The sequence below is a fragment of the Desulfopila sp. IMCC35006 genome (genome assembly GCF_005116645.1).
Lineage (GTDB): Bacteria > Desulfobacterota > Desulfobulbia > Desulfobulbales > Desulfocapsaceae > Desulforhopalus_A.
On sequence record NZ_SWCM01000003.1, the window covers coordinates 1 to 16,695 of the forward strand.

15 protein-coding genes are annotated in these 16,695 nt (G+C 49.9%); 6 read left to right on the forward strand and 9 right to left on the reverse strand.

What is annotated here, in order from left to right:
* Positions 1–90: 90 nt before the first annotated feature.
* Positions 91–474 carry a response regulator gene (locus FCL47_RS06290; RefSeq protein WP_136812643.1) on the forward strand — a complete coding sequence of 128 codons (384 nt, stop codon included), beginning with the start codon at positions 91–93 and terminating at the stop codon, positions 472–474.
* A gap of 88 nt (positions 475–562) precedes the next feature.
* On the opposite strand, the gene FCL47_RS06295 is transcribed toward FCL47_RS06290, so the two are convergent.
* From FCL47_RS06295 to gabT, 6 genes are all read right to left on the reverse strand, one after another.
* Positions 563–1,015, reverse strand: coding sequence for a pyridoxamine 5'-phosphate oxidase family protein (locus tag FCL47_RS06295; protein WP_167496393.1), 453 nt, complete (start codon positions 1,013–1,015; stop codon positions 563–565).
* Positions 1,016–1,167: 152 nt separating this feature from the next.
* A complete protein-coding gene (locus FCL47_RS06300) occupies positions 1,168–2,589 on the reverse strand; it encodes an aldehyde dehydrogenase family protein (protein ID WP_136812645.1) in 1,422 nt (473 codons plus the stop codon).
* A 259-nt stretch (positions 2,590–2,848) separates the two neighbouring features.
* The gene (locus tag FCL47_RS06305) at positions 2,849–4,282 is read right to left on the reverse strand and encodes an aminobutyraldehyde dehydrogenase (RefSeq protein ID WP_136812646.1); all 1,434 of its coding nucleotides are present in this window, start codon (positions 4,280–4,282) and stop codon (positions 2,849–2,851) included.
* A gap of 340 nt (positions 4,283–4,622) precedes the next feature.
* Positions 4,623–4,853, reverse strand: coding sequence for a hypothetical protein (locus tag FCL47_RS06310; RefSeq protein WP_136812647.1), 231 nt, complete (start codon positions 4,851–4,853; stop codon positions 4,623–4,625).
* A gap of 66 nt (positions 4,854–4,919) precedes the next feature.
* Complete coding sequence (locus FCL47_RS06315) at positions 4,920–6,689, reverse strand: aldehyde ferredoxin oxidoreductase family protein (RefSeq protein ID WP_136812648.1); 1,770 nt, start codon at positions 6,687–6,689, stop codon at positions 4,920–4,922.
* A gap of 110 nt (positions 6,690–6,799) precedes the next feature.
* Complete coding sequence (gene gabT / locus FCL47_RS06320; RefSeq protein WP_136812649.1) at positions 6,800–8,107, reverse strand: 4-aminobutyrate--2-oxoglutarate transaminase; 1,308 nt, start codon at positions 8,105–8,107, stop codon at positions 6,800–6,802.
* A 615-nt stretch (positions 8,108–8,722) separates the two neighbouring features.
* Between gabT and FCL47_RS06325 the strand changes: the two genes are divergently transcribed.
* Both FCL47_RS06325 and FCL47_RS24345 read left to right on the forward strand, forming a co-directional pair.
* Positions 8,723–9,031 carry a hypothetical protein gene (locus tag FCL47_RS06325; RefSeq protein WP_136812650.1) on the forward strand — a complete coding sequence of 103 codons (309 nt, stop codon included), beginning with the start codon at positions 8,723–8,725 and terminating at the stop codon, positions 9,029–9,031.
* Between the two features lie 145 nt (positions 9,032–9,176).
* Positions 9,177–9,332 (forward strand): hypothetical protein, encoded by a 156-nt coding sequence (locus tag FCL47_RS24345; protein ID WP_153306354.1) that lies wholly within the window; start codon positions 9,177–9,179, stop codon positions 9,330–9,332.
* A 248-nt stretch (positions 9,333–9,580) separates the two neighbouring features.
* Here the strand turns inward: FCL47_RS24345 and FCL47_RS06330 are convergent, their stop codons facing one another.
* Together FCL47_RS06330 and FCL47_RS06335 are read right to left on the reverse strand one after the other, a co-directional pair.
* A complete protein-coding gene (locus tag FCL47_RS06330) occupies positions 9,581–10,183 on the reverse strand; it encodes an acetate uptake transporter family protein (protein WP_136812651.1) in 603 nt (200 codons plus the stop codon).
* A gap of 217 nt (positions 10,184–10,400) precedes the next feature.
* Positions 10,401–10,988 carry an acetate uptake transporter family protein gene (locus tag FCL47_RS06335; RefSeq protein ID WP_136812652.1) on the reverse strand — a complete coding sequence of 196 codons (588 nt, stop codon included), beginning with the start codon at positions 10,986–10,988 and terminating at the stop codon, positions 10,401–10,403.
* A gap of 814 nt (positions 10,989–11,802) precedes the next feature.
* Between FCL47_RS06335 and FCL47_RS06340 the strand changes: the two genes are divergently transcribed.
* Positions 11,803–12,000: a hypothetical protein gene (locus FCL47_RS06340; protein WP_136812653.1), complete on the forward strand. Its 198-nt coding sequence runs from the start codon at positions 11,803–11,805 to the stop codon at positions 11,998–12,000.
* Between the two features lie 276 nt (positions 12,001–12,276).
* On the opposite strand, the gene FCL47_RS06345 is transcribed toward FCL47_RS06340, so the two are convergent.
* Positions 12,277–14,028 (reverse strand): sigma 54-interacting transcriptional regulator, encoded by a 1,752-nt coding sequence (locus tag FCL47_RS06345; protein ID WP_136812654.1) that lies wholly within the window; start codon positions 14,026–14,028, stop codon positions 12,277–12,279.
* Positions 14,029–14,437: 409 nt separating this feature from the next.
* On the opposite strand from FCL47_RS06345, the gene FCL47_RS06350 reads away from it, so the two are divergent.
* Both FCL47_RS06350 and FCL47_RS06355 read left to right on the forward strand, forming a co-directional pair.
* On the forward strand, positions 14,438–15,046 hold the full coding sequence (locus FCL47_RS06350; protein ID WP_136812655.1) for a TetR/AcrR family transcriptional regulator: 609 nt from the start codon (positions 14,438–14,440) through the stop codon (positions 15,044–15,046).
* Positions 15,047–15,232: 186 nt separating this feature from the next.
* Positions 15,233–16,624: a putrescine aminotransferase gene (locus FCL47_RS06355; RefSeq protein ID WP_136813035.1), complete on the forward strand. Its 1,392-nt coding sequence runs from the start codon at positions 15,233–15,235 to the stop codon at positions 16,622–16,624.
* Positions 16,625–16,695: the final 71 nt, after the last annotated feature.

Genomic DNA, 16,695 nt, shown 5'->3' on the forward strand with positions numbered 1-16,695 from the left:
TAAACTGTTACAGTTCTTGAGCGGGCTTTGAATCACATCAGACTATGCCGAGTTGATTATTAACGAGTCCTTCATATTTCAAGGTGAAATTTGATTACTCGGCATAGTCAAAAACTCGGCATAGTGGTGCTTCTTGTGGACGATGAAGAAACCGTCTTGGGAGTGGGCCGTTCGATGCTTGAAAAAATGGGATTTTCGGTGATCACCGCCTGGGACGGCAGGGAGGCAGTGACAGTTTATCGTGAGCACCGCAGGGAGATTGCTTTCGTGGTCATGGATCTCACCATGCCCCACATGACCGGCGAAGAGGCTTTCCGCGAGCTTCGCAGGATAGATCCAGAGGTGAAAGTATTCATTTCCAGTGGATACAGCGAGTGGGAGATCTCTGCGCGGTTTGCCGGCAAAAGTCTTGCAGGTTTCATCCAGAAACCCTATCAGATGGCAGATCTCCTGGAAATATTCAAGAAGCACTAGATGGATATATGCCTGCGCAACTCTGCGTATTCATTGTACCCTTTTTCGATCCCGGCAACAGAATGATGCCGATCTCGTCATTTTGCATTCAGTCTATAGCGCCATCGTCCGGTGACTGTTTGCCTGTCATACTTTCGATGTGTATTGCCCAGACCCGGAGGCCGTTTACAGGAAGTGTATCGAGCCTCCACTCTTTCTCCGAATATTGCGCCACAATATGGGTCAGCCCTTTAATTTTATCTTCAGAAGAGAGCAGTTCTTCGACCTTGCCAAAGCCAATCACGGTCTGAAAAGAAAACGACCAGTCGCAGGCTTTTTTCTCATTTTGGAGAACACGCACTCCTGACTCGAATTCAAAGCACACATTTTTATTTACGGCGAGAATATCCGTTTTTTTGCCCGCAAGCGCGGTGTGAAAATAGAGGATCGTGCCATCATAGCCAAACGAGACGGGGACGAGATACGGCATATCATCTTTGGACAATGCCAATCTGCAAACCTGGCACTCTTTAATAATCCGGGAAATTTTATTTGTATCCATTATCTCCTTATCCTTTCGCCGCATCGTAGTCTCCTGACGCCAGACTGGCATTCAAAAACAGGATTACCCCGCAAGCTCAACCCGTCGAAATAAAAAGATGCGGGCTGGTTCAGTAGCTGAGCCTTAGGGGCAATCAGATTTCAAAATATGATTTACCTGCCGGCTTTAACGACCACCAGCTTCATTTCCGTCATTTCCGCCACCGCATAGCGCAACCCTTCACGGCCGATACCGCTCTCCTTGACCCCGCCGTAAGGCATCTGATCGACGCGGAATGTGGGGATGTCGTTGATCATCACCCCACCGACTTCAAGCTTTCTCGCAGCATGCAGGGCGTTGTCAAGAAGAGGGGTATATATCCCCGCCTGCAGGCCGTAGACACTGTCGTTGACCTGATCAATGGCCTCATCCAGCGTATCAAAAGGAGAAATTACCACCACCGGCCCGAAAACCTCCTGGCAGGATACCTTTACACCTCTCGCCACATTGGTGAGAATAGCCGGGGCAACCATGTTGCCGGTGAGTTCACCGCCGCAGAGAAGCGTCGCACCGGCCGCCTCGGCATCCTTAATCCATTGATGGACCCGACGCGCGTCTTTTTCACTGATCAGGGCGGAATAATCGGTGGTAGTCTCACCCGGGGCTCCACCATGAAGCCTGCTGGTTGCCGTCACCATTTTGCTGCACAGTTCAGGATAAAGGCTCCGGTGCACAAAGATTCGCTGCAACGAAATACAGATCTGCCCCTGGAAAGAGAAGGCGCCGACCACACAACGATCGACAAGGCCGTCGATCTCAACCCCCTGATCAATAATCACCGCCGAGTTGGAGCCAAGTTCCAGGGTTACCTTTTTCAAACCCGCCTTGGCCCTGATCTGCCTGCCGACCGGCGGACTGCCGGTAAAGGTAATCATCGCCACCCGCTCATCCTCCACCAGGGCCTCACCGATGACCGCGCCACTGCCGCTGACAACATTTAACGCCCCCGCCGGCAAGCCCGCTGCATGAAACATCTCCGCAGTAAAATAGGCGGAAAAAGGCGTCTGGCTGGCAGGCTTCAGGATGACGGTATTCCCGGCGGCAATAGCCGGTCCAACCTTATGGGCCACCAGATTGAACGGGAAATTAAACGGTGAGATGGCACCAATTATGCCTACAGGCTCCTGGAGGGTGAAACCAAACCGGCCTTTGCCGCCGGGGGCCGCATCGATCGGCACCATTTCGCCGGCAAGACGCCTGGCCTCGTCGGCCGCAAAATGGTAAGTCTGTACGGTCCGGTCTATCTCCAGCAAGGCTGCATTTATCGGTTTGGCTGCTTCAGCACTGAGAATGGCGGCCGCTTCATTGCGGTGCTCCTTGAACAGATCGGCCACCTTATCAAGGATTTCCCCCCGTTCGTAGGCCGACAGAGTCCGCATTGCGGGCTTGGCACGTTCAGCAGCCTGGACGGCCAGAGCAACCTGAGCCCTGGAAGCAACGGCAACTTCGCCGATACTCGCCCCGTCATACGGACTTGTTATGACAACGCTCGATTCACCTGGAAGCCATTCACCGTTTATCCATAGTTTTTTCATTTATATTTCTCCTTAGGGCTTTAACCCGGTAAATGGGAAATAGGCCGGGTACAGACTTTTATAGCCCCCTTTGAGGGGTGCTCTTTTCAGTCCCCGTGCTGTGCGGGGGTAAGTTCATTCACGAAATAATTTTCTTGTAAACAGCACAAGAACAAATGCCGAATACAGACACACTAATCCCGCCTAAAAGATTTGCGGGATAAGTTCATTCACGAAATAATTTTCTTGTAGACTGCCCAAGAAAATTATTTCTAATTCACTAAACCGCAATCATAACATGCTTAGTTATCTGATAGTCATGAACCGCCTCGGCGGAAAGGTCTTTGCCAAATCCGGATTGCTTGAAACCTCCATGCGGGGTCTCCGAAGCAAGGGGGAGATGATCGTTAATCCATACGGTGCCAAATTCCAGGCGGGCGGAAACACGCATTGCCCGGGCGACATCAGTGGTAAACACCGATGAGGCGAGACCGAAATCGACATCATTGGCCATGGCAATGGCCTCTTCTTCAGTAGTAAAAGATTGAATAGTGAGGACCGGACCGAAGATCTCTTTCTGGACGACTTCAGCCCGCTGATCGACATTGGTGATGATGGTCGGCTCGAAATAATAGCCTTTTTCCCAGGATTTCGGCACCTTTCCGCCGCAAAGAATTTTTGCGCCATACCCTTTGGCCCGCTCTACGAAACCAAGCACTTTGCTTTGATGTTCGGCGGAGACCAAGGGGCCGAGCATGGTTTCAGGACTAAAGGGGTCGCCAATGATAAATGTTCTTGCCGCCTCAACCAGCGCTTCAGTCACCTCGGCCACTCTGGAGGCTTCAACCAAGACCCGAGTCGCGGCCGTGCAGTCCTGTCCGGTATTGAAGAAGGCGGCCAAAGTCGCCTTCTCTGCCACTCTTTTGATATCCGCATCCCCGAAAACCAGCAGGGGCGCCTTTCCGCCTAATTCAAGATGAACCCGCTTAAGCGTATCGGCAGCATTTTTCATCAGCGCTTTGCCGGTTTCCGAAGAGCCGGTCAAGCTGACAAGACGGACATCCGGATGGCTGACCAGTTCTCTGCCGACGTTGCCGGTAATGATATTGAGAACCCCATCGGGCAACCCTGCTTCCTGCGCAATCTCGCCGAGGAGCAGAGTGGATCGGGGGGTTATCGAGGCCGGCTTGATAACCGAGGTGCAGCCGGCAGCAAGCGCCGCCCCCACCTTCCAGATGGCCATCATGAAGGGATAGTTCCACGGCGTGATACCGGCGGTAACCCCGCACGGTTCCTTACGATAGATTGACGTATAGCCGGGAGCATATTCTCCAGCTCGATTGCCGCCGGTATCACGAGCCGCGGCGGCAAAGAACCTCAGATTATCAATACAGAAAGGCAGGTCTGCGCCAAGGACGACAAAATCATATGGTTTTCCGGAATCTTCCGATTCTATCCTGGCGATTTCCTGCTGACGCCGTTCGACGATATCGGCCATACGGGACAAGACCAGGGCGCGTTCCCGGGGGGCTTTGCCGGACCAGCGACCATCGGCAAACGCCTCTTTGGCCGCAGCGACAGCCGCTGCTACATCTGCCTGGGTCGCATTGACCACCCTGTCGATAATCTCGCCCGTTGCCGGGTTTTCAACAGGGAGCTCCCGACCTTCTTGGCCTGCTGTCCAACATCCATTGATCCACATTGCCTTGTCCATAAGATTCTCCTTATCCCGAGTTTTTCCCTTCAAGGGGTAATAGCGAAAAGTTGAATAAACAGCGAAACTGCTGGTATCTCTGATCATTGAAACCAGATTGCCCATGGTGTGTAACGCGGCACTCCGTTGTTTGTTTATAAGCCTTTTACCATTCGCACACGGCAGAGGGGTAATGACAAATGAACAACACCACATTCTAACTATAAATTACAGCGAGGCAAGCAGTGGGGGGATGTTCCCCGCGGAAGGGAAAGACTCCAGGGCTTTCATGGACGGCAGACAGACTCCCGATATCTGCCGGTCCATTGCCCTGCAGCCCCAGTGTCGGTGCAGGAAAGTGCTATTGATTCACGCATTGCAGTCCTTCTCTGGTGATAAGCGATCTCTGGCCATCACTATCACTTATGACAATACCCATCTGATGCATTATCTTCATCAATTGACAGGTGTCCTTTTCGCTCATCTTCAGTTTATTGGCTATATGCTCGGAATTCACCACCTCCGGCTGTGAATTTTTCAGATTTTCCACCAATATTTCAAGAACCTGCTTTTTGTTAGCAAATATCGACATAGTATTTCTCTTTTATTGTGTCTTAATAAACCATTGAAACATTTCTCTCGTTAAAGCGTGCCGCTGTTATCCCTGAGCAGGGATTCCCGCCGTATTCCAGCCTCGCAGGCGATAATAATCCTGCAGCATGTACTCCATTTCTGCCGAGGTGAGCGACTTTCCCGTGGGCAGGACTTCTTTATGCAGACGTCTGGGCAACCGGTCGTCCTCGACCTGCAGGCCTTCCTGCAGATTGAAGGTCCGGGTCATATTTACAATATTTCGGGCAACTTTCTGCAGATCCGCTTTACCGCTTGGCTGACCGGTCACTCGATAGACACTGGCCTCAAGCTCCTCCCAGGTATACAGATCCCGGTAAAAACGACACAGTACCAGGGTGTCAAATATATTCAGCCGATCTTCATACTCGATCAGCATTGCCGCCTTGTCTTTAATCTGATCCGGCGGAATGAGGCCGGAGAGTTCCGGCTTGTAAAAGGTCGTTCGCAGATGGCAGGCGCCCCTTGGCGAGGTACCGAAAGTCAGCCCCATGCCTTTTAGGGCGCGAGGGTCATATCCGGCTGGCTCGAGACCTTTCACATGAACGGCAATATCTTCCAGGCCCCAGGCCCGGGATGCAGGGATAATGCCATCGGCGAGAATATCACCGATACCTTCACGGGCGGAAATCATCTTGACGAGCGTGGCAATCTGATCAACGTTGCCATACTCGACCACGAAATCGATCTTGCCGCGAGCTTTCGCCTCTATGGCCAGCCCGCAAAGGTTGCCGGCGGTAATCGTGTCCATGCCCAGGCGGTCGCAGAGGTCGTTGAGATAGGCGATCTCCGCCATATCATCCACCATGCAGAGCCCTCCGAAAGAGTAGATGGTCTCGTACTCGGGACCCTCTACTTCAAGGCCTGTATGGCGACCTTTTTTAATCTTTGCCAGGCGGCCGCAGGCCATGAAGCATTTAGCACAGGCGTGCGGTTTGATGTCGTGATCCTTATGGTATTTTTCACCACTGATTTTTTCCCAGTGGGCACAGGATCCTTCACTCCAGTATTTTGCCGGGAAAGCCCCCGCCGTATTCATGAGGGCCACCATCATCGTCGTCCCCATTGCTTTATAGGCTTTCACCCCGGGGTGCTGGCTGTTCTTGCCGGCAAAATCTTTGGCGTATTGGGCAACGCCTGCAGGATCAAAATATTGCCGTTTTCGGTCACCCTGAAAAACAAGCGCCTTGACCAGCTTGGACCCCATTACCGCGCCAACTCCCGTCCGACCGGCACAGCGCCATTTGTCGTTGGCGATCAGGGCGAATTTGACCATGTTCTCCCCGGCAGGCCCGATAGTTACCGCTCCTGGTTTACCGTAGCCGGCGGTGTTTGGGGCATATTTCTCGACCGCTTCGACCTCCGCGGCTATCGAATCCATGCCCCACAGGCTGCCGGCATCATGAAATTCGACAGTATCGGGCGTGATGGTCAGAACAGTCGGGCTCGAAGATTTGCCGGTCAGCAGGATGGCATCAAAGCCGACCGAGTCGATGGCCTCAGGGACTTTGCCGCCAGAATACGACTCCGCATAAAAGCCGGTAAGCGGAGACTTCGTATAGACGCCATAACGGCTAGCCCCCCAGATTCGCCCCGCGCAGAAAGACCCGGTCGCAAAAATCAGGTGGTTGCCGGGTGACAGAGGATCAATACCCGGTTTATTTCGTTCCAGCAACAGACGCGTAGCCAGCCCCTTGCCGCCAAAAGTTTCTGCAAGTACCTCATCTGCCACGGGTTCAATAGTTGCCGATCTGGCGCTGAGATCAATCGTCAAAATCCGGTTATAATAGCCAAACATCTGTTACCTCGCTGGTGTCTTTCCTGCTGTCATTCATAGCTGCAGACAACTCCGTTGCTCGGAGGTAAAAATGCGTATCCCTCCGAGGCGTTGCCTGCATCAAATAAATACTACCTGATCGCCGTCAGACCGTTATCCACAATATGCATCCCCTGCTCGAGCTGCTCATCGGTAATCACCAGAGGCATCAAAAAGCGGATGACATTGCCGAATGTGCCGCAGGCCAGAATCATAAGATTTCTCTCCAGGCAGTATTTAACCAGAGCTTTTGCTTTGTCCGGGGCGGGTGTTTTATCTTTTCTGTCATGCACGAGTTCAATGGCCATCATCGGCCCTACACCGCGCACATCACCTATCAGCGTATGTTTTTCTTTCAGGCCGGTAAGAATTACCTCAAGTTTTTCGCCCAGTTTTTTGGCACGGCCCAGCAGGTCCTCCGTCTCGAAGATATCGAAAACTGCAAGTCCGGCCTCGCAGGCTATCGGATTGCCGTTATATGTGCCGCCAATGCCTGAAGCATGAACGGAATCCATAATTTCCTTTTTACCGACCACGGCGCTGAGCGGCATTCCAGCGGCAAGACTCTTCGCGACAGTGGTAATATCCGCCTCGATGCCATAGTAATCCATGGCAAACATATGCCCGGTTCGCCCCATGCCGCTCTGAATTTCATCGGCAATCATCAGAACGCCGTTTTTCTCGCAAATTGCCTTCAATTTCTTAAAATATTCTTTGGGAGGAGCAATAAAGCCGCCTTCCCCCTGGATTGGTTCAATAATTATAGCTGCGGTCTGTTCGGCAGCTACATGGCTGATGAAAAATTCTTCCAGATGATCGGCACAGACGACATTGCAATCCGGGTAATTCTTGCCAAAGGGGCAACGATAGCAATTCGCATAAGGCATATGATAAACTTCGGGGGCAAAGGGACCGAGGCCAAGCTTGTATGGTTTCACTTTCGAGGTGAGCGTCATACCCATCAAGGTGCGGCCATGAAAAGCACATTCAAAAGCGATGATTCCCGTTTTCTTGGTATAATATCTTGCTATCTTAACCGCATTTTCAACCGCTTCCGCACCACTATTGGCAAACATTACGGCTTTCGGCGAATCCCCGGGGACAGCGTCACAGAGTTTTGCCGCCAACTTGACCGGCGATGCGTACGGAGCCACCATAAAGCAGGTGTGGGTAAATTTTTCCGCCTGGTCCTTAATCGCCTGCACCACCTTTGGATGGGAGTGGCCAACGTTCATCACCGCAATTCCCCCGGCAAAATCAATATATTCCTGGCCTTCCACATCAGTAATGATTGCGCCCCGGGCGTGGGCGATATATTTGTCCGTACCGCTTGCATTGCCTTGAGCAATAACCTTACTTCTGAGCTCGTGCAGAGCTTTATTGGTATGTAAATTATCCATTGTGCGTTCCTTGCGTAAAGTTGACTGAGAGATGAAATAGCTGCGGCTAGAATAGCAAAAGAGATACCATGTTTATATGTTTCATGAAAGGATGCCAAAACAGAGAGATAGACCGGAATGGAGAGGCCGACGACGCAAAGCTTCGATACATAAACGAATCAATTCTCCATAATTATCTGAAATAAAATACAATAATCCGATCCTTAAATGAATCAAAAAGTTTACGCCATAAAGCGTAAACTAACCCCAAAATAAACGCAAACATAAATAACGTTTAATAACATGCAATTACGCCAGCAACCAGAAACAGAAATCGCTGAATGACAAAATGACCAACAAAGACGAATCGACAGGCAAAAAAGTTTTTGAATCAAAAATGAATCAAAACAGACCAGAGGCGGTAAACACATTGGCCTCCAGCCCATGCATAAAACAGACGCTCACCCTCTGTGCACCAGTCATCTGTACCCATGAGGCACAAAGAGTGGCTTTGCGCGACATTGAACAATGATTATCTTAATAACAACCGAGTTAAACCGAGTTACGGGAAACGAGGTGAGTAAATGTTCCGCCAAATGTTCTTACTTTCTATTTTCATAATCGGGAGGTCAGACTATGAAAAAACAAAAAGAAATGGTCGAATCGTTTCAGATGACGCACCGTGCCTATATGAAAAATCTCAATGACTGCCTCAAGAAGATCGAAGCCGATTTTGAGGAGTCGCGTGAAATCGACGATATCTGCACCGGAGAATGGTGCAGGGCAATTGAACTGTCCCTCGATGAGATGGCGAAAGACCTGTATTCAATCAGCGAACCCCGCTGGGCAGCAGACGACTATTCGCGGACACTCAGGAACATGCGCCGAAGGCTGCATGACCTGTACGCCAAATATCATGGTACATACACAAGCAGTGTCCATTAATCAGCCAACGATGCCCAGGCTAACGCCTCTCATCACCCTTCTCCGCTCTTTTGACAGGATGCCCCAGAGAACGGATTACTTTTTCTCGACTGCTACCGTCTCAGTCTCGCAGCGAGGCTGAAACGATAGCGGCAGGAGATGCAAAATGATACATAACGATACTCTACAAAAGCACGAGGATTGCATACAACAGTGTGAGATGAAGCACGCCACCTGCGAGCTTGCAGAACAAAACAAGGAAAAATGCGCCACCGAAAAAGAAATCTGCGCGCGAGATTGTGATTTCGACTACGGTCCTTAGGTGGGGCAACCAAGCAAGATCAGACATGGCTCCCATTGACCGGAAATAACCGGTCATACTCTGCCGGCAATTTTGTCTATTGGCCTGGCAGCAAAAAAAAAGACCGACTCAAACAATAGCTGAGTCGGTCTTACACGCAGAAATCATTTTTTTACGTAAAACTGTCAAGCGACCAGACATAAACACCCCGAAGGAAGCTGACCAGAACGCTCTACTTTCTTTCCGACTAGGAAACTCAAGGCCGCAAATTATCCTTTTTTAACCCATGGCTTGCCAACAGGCAGAACGTCTCTGCCGAAAACCTGTAAAAATATGACATGAGCCATCATGTAATATGCACCAAATGCACAGGCAACCAGATCAAGAGCGACAAGCGTTTTGATGCTTTTCATCCCAGCCAGGATTTCCAGATCAAGACCGATAAAGCCGAGGACAAGTGTTCCGAATGTGAATATCATCGCCGTATGGACGGCAAATGAGCCGATAAATAAAATCACGGTATAGACGGTGTACGCCACCAGGAACCAGCCGAGGTCGCCAGCGCCGATATTAAGGTGCGCACCAATCCAGGTATCTTTCACGCCTTGCAGATCCAGCACCAGAAAAATGAGCGCCAGGGCAATCCAGAAGGCTCCGTACGAAGAAAAGGCACTGTACCCAAAATTGTTTCCGGCCTTGAACTCCTGAAGACCGGCCATAAGTTGAGCGCCACCGCCAAAAGCAAGAGCACAACAAAAAACCACGCCCGTGCCGCATAAGCCAAGATTATGGAATTGAAGCAATAATGTGGTCGTGGCAAAGCCTGCCAGCCCAACAACTGCCGGATTTCCCATGGGTGTTGCATCAGCCATTTCGTTCTCCTTAATAATGTGATTACTGTTTCCCACTTATGTGGGATGTTTTATCTACCTGTTGACGTCCAGAAGACTGCAAGTAGTGCTACACACTGTGCATACATTTTTTGGTTTCGAAACAAACAATTCCTCCCAGCGTTTTGGTGTTAAATTTTCGGTGATCCCAAATTCGTGAACATTTCCTCCGCATCTCTTGTCGGATTCCGGCGTGAGCTTAAACTACCGGCCGAGAATCAAGCCAGGGAGCCCCCACCGGCAACACATCACGGCCGAAGATCTCCAGAAAAATCACATGGGCCATCATATACCAGGCACTCAAGGCGCAAAAAATGAGCACATAGGCGGCAACCTTACTCATTGACGGGTATCCGAAGTGAGCGAGATCCAGAAGGATGAAACCAAGAACCAACAGCGTAAATGTGATCGACATTGCGCCATGGATATACAGAGAGGCGAACCAGAGGATGATCGTATAAAGAGTCCAGACAACCAGGAAGTAGCCAATATCAGTCGTACTGGACGGGTAAATATCAAGTTTATTGAAGAGCAGGATGATGCAGTAGGCAATCCAGAAGGTGCCATAGGCTGTAAAAAATGCATAATAAAAATTGTCCCCACCTTTTTGTTCGTTAAAGCCGGCGACAAGCTGAACCAGTCCACCGAATATCAGCCCACATGCGACAACGGGACCGAAGCTGCAAAGCTCGAGATTATGAAACTGCAAAATAATTGCAGTGAGACCGAAACCGCCTAGACCTGCAACAGCAGGGTTACCCGAAGGCGTATTTTTTTCACGAGACATGAGCAACTCCTCTAACAAAACACTGGATATTGCTTAATCAGCCACAATTACTGGAAGTTACAACCATTTTAACACATCATTTGCAAATTAGATGCCGATGCATAAAGGTTTCATATAACGACACAAGAACAAGAACATACGTCTTTCCAGATAGTTACCGACCCTACAACATAAATTGTATCATTGGTCAATATTTCTCCGAGACGCTCACCAGCAGTGGCTCCGGAGAACTTACAACCAAAATTGTAATACAACCAATATTGTAGCACCTGACGCCATGAGAAATGACGGCGGGCAATGGCCGCCGTAACAGGATGAAGCAGAAGGCTTTCATACTGGGCGTTATCGGCAGTGTCAGTTATGATGACGGCTTTCGTTATATTTGTCGCTTTTGGCATGCCGCCCAAGTGCCTTGTTCATTATGCTTCTCCCGCTGTTCATCCGAGATCCGCCCTGCCCTACTTGTCAACCCCTGAGCCTCTTCCGATTTTCCGGATTGGTGGAAACCCGGATCCGTTAACCGGAATTTTTTATTTGCAACAGGAACGACAGGGTAAAAATCAGGCCCAACACCCAGCCGTCACAGCTATACGACAACGAAGTACTTTTAGGAATAGTTCTTGCTAGATGATAAAGCAGAGAGGACATGCAGATATGAAAACTGGAACATAACGCTGCGTCTTCTCGGCACAAACAGCAAGCAGCTCAGCGCTTTGCATCTCTGACGTTTGCTCCTGATCTGACAGCAGTGTTTATGCTCCGCCAGAAGGAACGACAGAGCGAGCGGCAGCTACAAAGAAAGAGGAGGATTCCTATGCAGAATTTTTCTGAAGCAACAGCGAAATCCAAAGGGATGGACCACACCAAGAGCGAAAACGGCTTACAAAAATTGGCGGAATACTACCAGAGCCTTTTTGATATTGAGGAAAACTTTAATTATTACAGCAGAAACGAGTACCAGAATGCAAAACGAAAATTTGTGAAATATTTAATGAATAACCGAGTGCTATAAGAGTATTTCGACTACTTTTCAACAAGTACACAATCCGGGAGAGTGGAAAAAACGATGCCCAGTCCAATCTCCCACTTTTTTCAAACTCGTGCAATTGTCAGTGCACCTCTCTCTGCTTCGACCGGCGATACACCGGTGCGGCGATCCCATGCCGAACGGTACCAAATCAAATTTTCACCTGGCCCCTTCCCCCACCGCAATCTGCACCAGATTTTTTCCCGACAAAGCACCACAGCAAGCAGATGACACGCAAAACGTCGTGCCGCAGCGGTAATCCTACAGTCCATGCTTTTTCAATTTCCGTACCACCGATGGTTGACTGATCTTGAGAAAATCGGCAATTTCCCGGGTTGTCCGGCAGTGTTGTCTCGAGGCGACAAGAAGCTGTTTTTCCAGTTGATTCATGGCATCGGAAAAATTCACCGGATTGGCAAATGAGCCAATCTTTCCCGAAGAGAACAGCGAATTACTGTTTTTCTGGATACTCGCTAAAAGAAAGGCATCAATATTGGTTTCGTCACTGAGAACGACACCATTTTCGATGATATTTTTTAATTCCCGGGCATTTCCCGGAAACGAATAATTCTGCAGCATGCCGATCATCGCCGAGCTGATATACATCGACTTGTTATATTGCCGATTATATTTCTCGAGGTAGAATCGCACCAGACCGGGGATATCGTCCCTGCGTTGATGCAACGACGGAATCTCGAGGGTAAAACTGCTCAGCCGGTAAAACAAATCTTCCCGAAACAGATTGTTTCTCACCAGGTCCTGCAGGTTTCTGTTGGTGGCTGATATGGTCGCACATTCGACATTGATGGCCTTTGTGCCGCCTAGACGGCGGAATTTCTTGTCATCGAGATATTTGAGCAGCTTGGTCTGCAGGCCAAGCGGCATATCGCCGATTTCATCAAGAAAAAGGGTTCCCCCCTGGGCAAGCTCAACCAGCCCCGCCTTGCCGGCTTCAGAGGCCCCGGTAAATGCGCCTTTTTCATAGCCGAAGAGCTCCGCCTCCAGAAGATTTTCCGGCAGCGCGGCACAATTTATCTCGATGAACGGATTGTCTCTTCTGTTGCTGTTCTTGTGAATTGACTTGGCGAGCAACCCTTTCCCCGTGCCTGAAGCCCCTAATATCAGGATATTCGAGGCACCTATATGAGCCAGTTTCAGCGATTTATGCAGGATATGCTTCATAACGTTGCTGTCGGCTACAATGGTATTCTGCTCCAGCTCCCGAAGGGTCAACCCGGCGATCTCTTCTTTATATTTCTCTGTCAGCTTCCGGTTTTGTTCAAATTGGCGATGCAGGGTTTCCAGCTCGGTCATATCTCTTTCGTTCACCACGATAAGGGCAATATTCCCCTCCTCGTCACGCGCCGGAGTACCTGTACACACGAGGGTACGCTTGGTTTTATCGACGCGCTGAACAATCGTTTCCTGCTTGCCGCTGGCGAGGACCTTGGTGGTAACGGATTGGTCGAAGATGCTGTTATCCAGAAGCTGCCTGATATTGCGCCCAATGACTTCCTTGGCCCGTATTCCATTCAATGCTTCAGAAGCTGCATTTATGGAAACAATAACGCCTCTGCCATCACACACCCATATCCCGTCAGAAGATGCAGAAATGATAGTTTCAAGCTGCCGATTCAATTTCTGATACGAATCCGATTTCCTGGCGGCCAATTCGAACGTGTCCGGTTCCTGAAAATTGCACACCGCCCCAAGAAGATTACGGCCACGTAAAATCGGGCTGACATGAACGACAAGATTCCCTTGCTCCAGGGTGATCTGCCGACCGAGAACGGATCTGCCGCAGGCGAGACATTCGCGCACCAATGGGTAAAAAAGAGGCAAAACTTCGCGAATGTTTTTGCCGATATAATCCGCTGCCGCGATAGCCAGCTTTGCCTCACTCCGGGGGTTGAGATGCGTGATCACGCCCAAATGATCCGTGGCGATAACACCACTGCTCAGACAATGCAAGATATCCCGGTCTTCAATCAGTTCCGCCAATGTTCTTTTCATCGGTCCCCTGGAGAGTAATTGGTTCCTTTCAAGCCACTTCAGTACGTCACAACCCTATTTCCCGTTAACGGGGCTACCTATCCATACACGAGCCAGCTGAAGTTTACAATATTGTCCTTTGGCGCCAAAAAGCAGGCTGGAGCCATAAACCGGCAAGAAGCAATAATCCAAAGCGGATGGATTATAAATGCCATGCATACTGCCGGCGTCAGCAAAACAATTGTTCCCAAACATATTGTTGCATAACAGACAATTAAGAACGGATGTATAAAAATACAAATTATTGAATGATTGGTGAACAATTCTGCCAAATAATATTGACAAACAAAAATGAAAAGATTAATTGAAAAAACATGACAACATTGTAGTGGACGGTTCACTTCCTTACTCAAAGCTCAGGATCTCTCCTATGGCCGGTCGAAAAAACCAGAATGCTGAACTGCGTAAGCCCGAAATCCTCGAAGGGTATTATCGCGTTCTCATCGAGGAAGGCCTGGAAGGGACATCTATCGGCAAGATCGCCAGCCATCTGGGGATTCACCCCAGCCTCATCCTGCATTATTTCAAAAATAAAGAGAACCTGCGGCTTGCTCTTATCGAGTTGATGATTGGCAAATTCAAATCACAGCATCTGCTTACATTCGACCATATCGAAGACGACGCCGAACGATTCACGGCGCTTATCAATATGATATTCAGCTACAAGTGGTCACGCACCGTTGATCCGGGTGTCCATTTTGGCTTTTACTACCAGAGCTTCAGAGACGCAAACGTCGCCGTTTTATTTCGAGAGATGTTTCAATGGCTGCGCAATTATCTGTATGACGAATTTCTCATTTTCAACAGCAAAGGCATCATCCAGGTCAACGATGTGCGCAAGGCAGCCGATTTCATTGTAACGCTTATGGAGGGCCTGGAATTTCATGCACAGTTTCTCGGTCACGACAAACCTTTTGCCGAATTTGCTGAGACCGCCAAACAATCTGCCCTGGCAGTGTTGAAAAATAAACTGATATAGCATCACGTTTGCACCAGCACTTATGCACAGCAACGAATTACGACACAAAATTAACCAACCATTCAAATAAATTTCAGGTTCGTTATTCTCAGCGGCAACGCTGTAAAATATGTAATGGGGCTCGCCAACAAAGACAGCTATCAATAAACAATCCCAAGAAGCAACCAAGAGGAGATTTCAGACGTGATGAAGTCAGAAGACACCAACACAGATACAAGCCAGACACCTTCCACCAGAAATATTGATGCCGCCTTCAATGAAGCAAAAAAAATGGTTGCTCTTATTGAAACCCCGGAGGCTGAAGTAACGGATGCTGAGCGTAAATGGGTGGCGGAATCGACGTATCAGAACTTCGCCAACCATATCAACAAGGGTTTTCTGGAATACCGTAAGTCCGTCACCGAAACAGACGATTTCGCCCTGACCGACTGGCAGGGACAGGGGTCAATCCTCAAGGACGTCATGGGTCGCGAATATATTGATATGCTGGGTGGCTTCGGACTGTATTCCCCCGGCATTCGTCATCCCAAGATTGTCGCTGCAGCCAAGGCTCAGATCGATCGCAGTCCGCAATACAGCCAGGAGATGCTTGACCCCCTGCGGGCACATCTGGCCAAAGTCATTGCCAAATTGACGCCAGGTGACATTCAATACGGATTCTTTGCCAATAGCGGCACCGAAGCTGTCGACGGAGCAATGAAGCTGGCCAAGCTGTATACCGGCAAAAGCGGCTTTGTCTCCACCTTAAAAGGTTTCCACGGAAAATCTCTCGGCGCCCTGTCGCTTCTCGGCAAAGCAGTGTATCGCGAACCCCTGCTCCCGCTGCTCAGCGGCGTGCGGCAGGTTCCCTTTGGTGACGCCGACGCTGTCGAGCAGATACTCAAAAACGCCCAGGCAGTCGGTGACGGAATCGCCGGAGTTGTGGTCGAACCCATCCAGGGGGAAGCCGGCGCCATTGAACCACCGGACGACTATTGGCCAAGACTCCGTCAAATCTGCGATACATATGAAGTACTGTTGATAGCCGACGAGGTACAGACCGGCTTTGGCCGTACCGGTAAAATTTTCGGAGTTGACCACTGGGGCGTGACTCCGGACATCATGTGTTTCGGCAAAGCTCTCGGAGGCGGGGTTATCGCCATGTCTGCTTTCTTTTCAACGGCTAAAATCTGGGAATGCATGGAACCCAACCCCTTCATGCACACCACCACCACCGGCGGAAACCCGGTCGCGTGCGCTGCCGCACTCGCGCAGATTACTGTTCTTCTGGAAGAAGATCTTGCAGGTCAGGCAGCGGAGAAAGGCGAATACTTGAAGAAGAAGGTGTCGGCACTGCAACAGAAATATCCCCACATCCTCAGTGGAATTCGCGGACGCGGGCTGCTCCTCGGCATGGTCTTTCCAAACGATGAGATTGGCTTCAAAGTTGCGTCCGGCCTCTTCAGTCGCGGGATACTGACCGCCGGAACCCTTAACAATGCCAAGGTCATCAGGCTTGAGCCGGCGCTCAATATTCCTTACGCGCTGCTCGATACTGTTTTGCAGCGACTGGAAGAGACGTTTGCGAGCCTGCGATAGCCGTTTTCGTCAACACGTATCCCCGGTAAACAAAAATCTATCCGGGATTCTTTTCAGCAAAAATGGAGGGA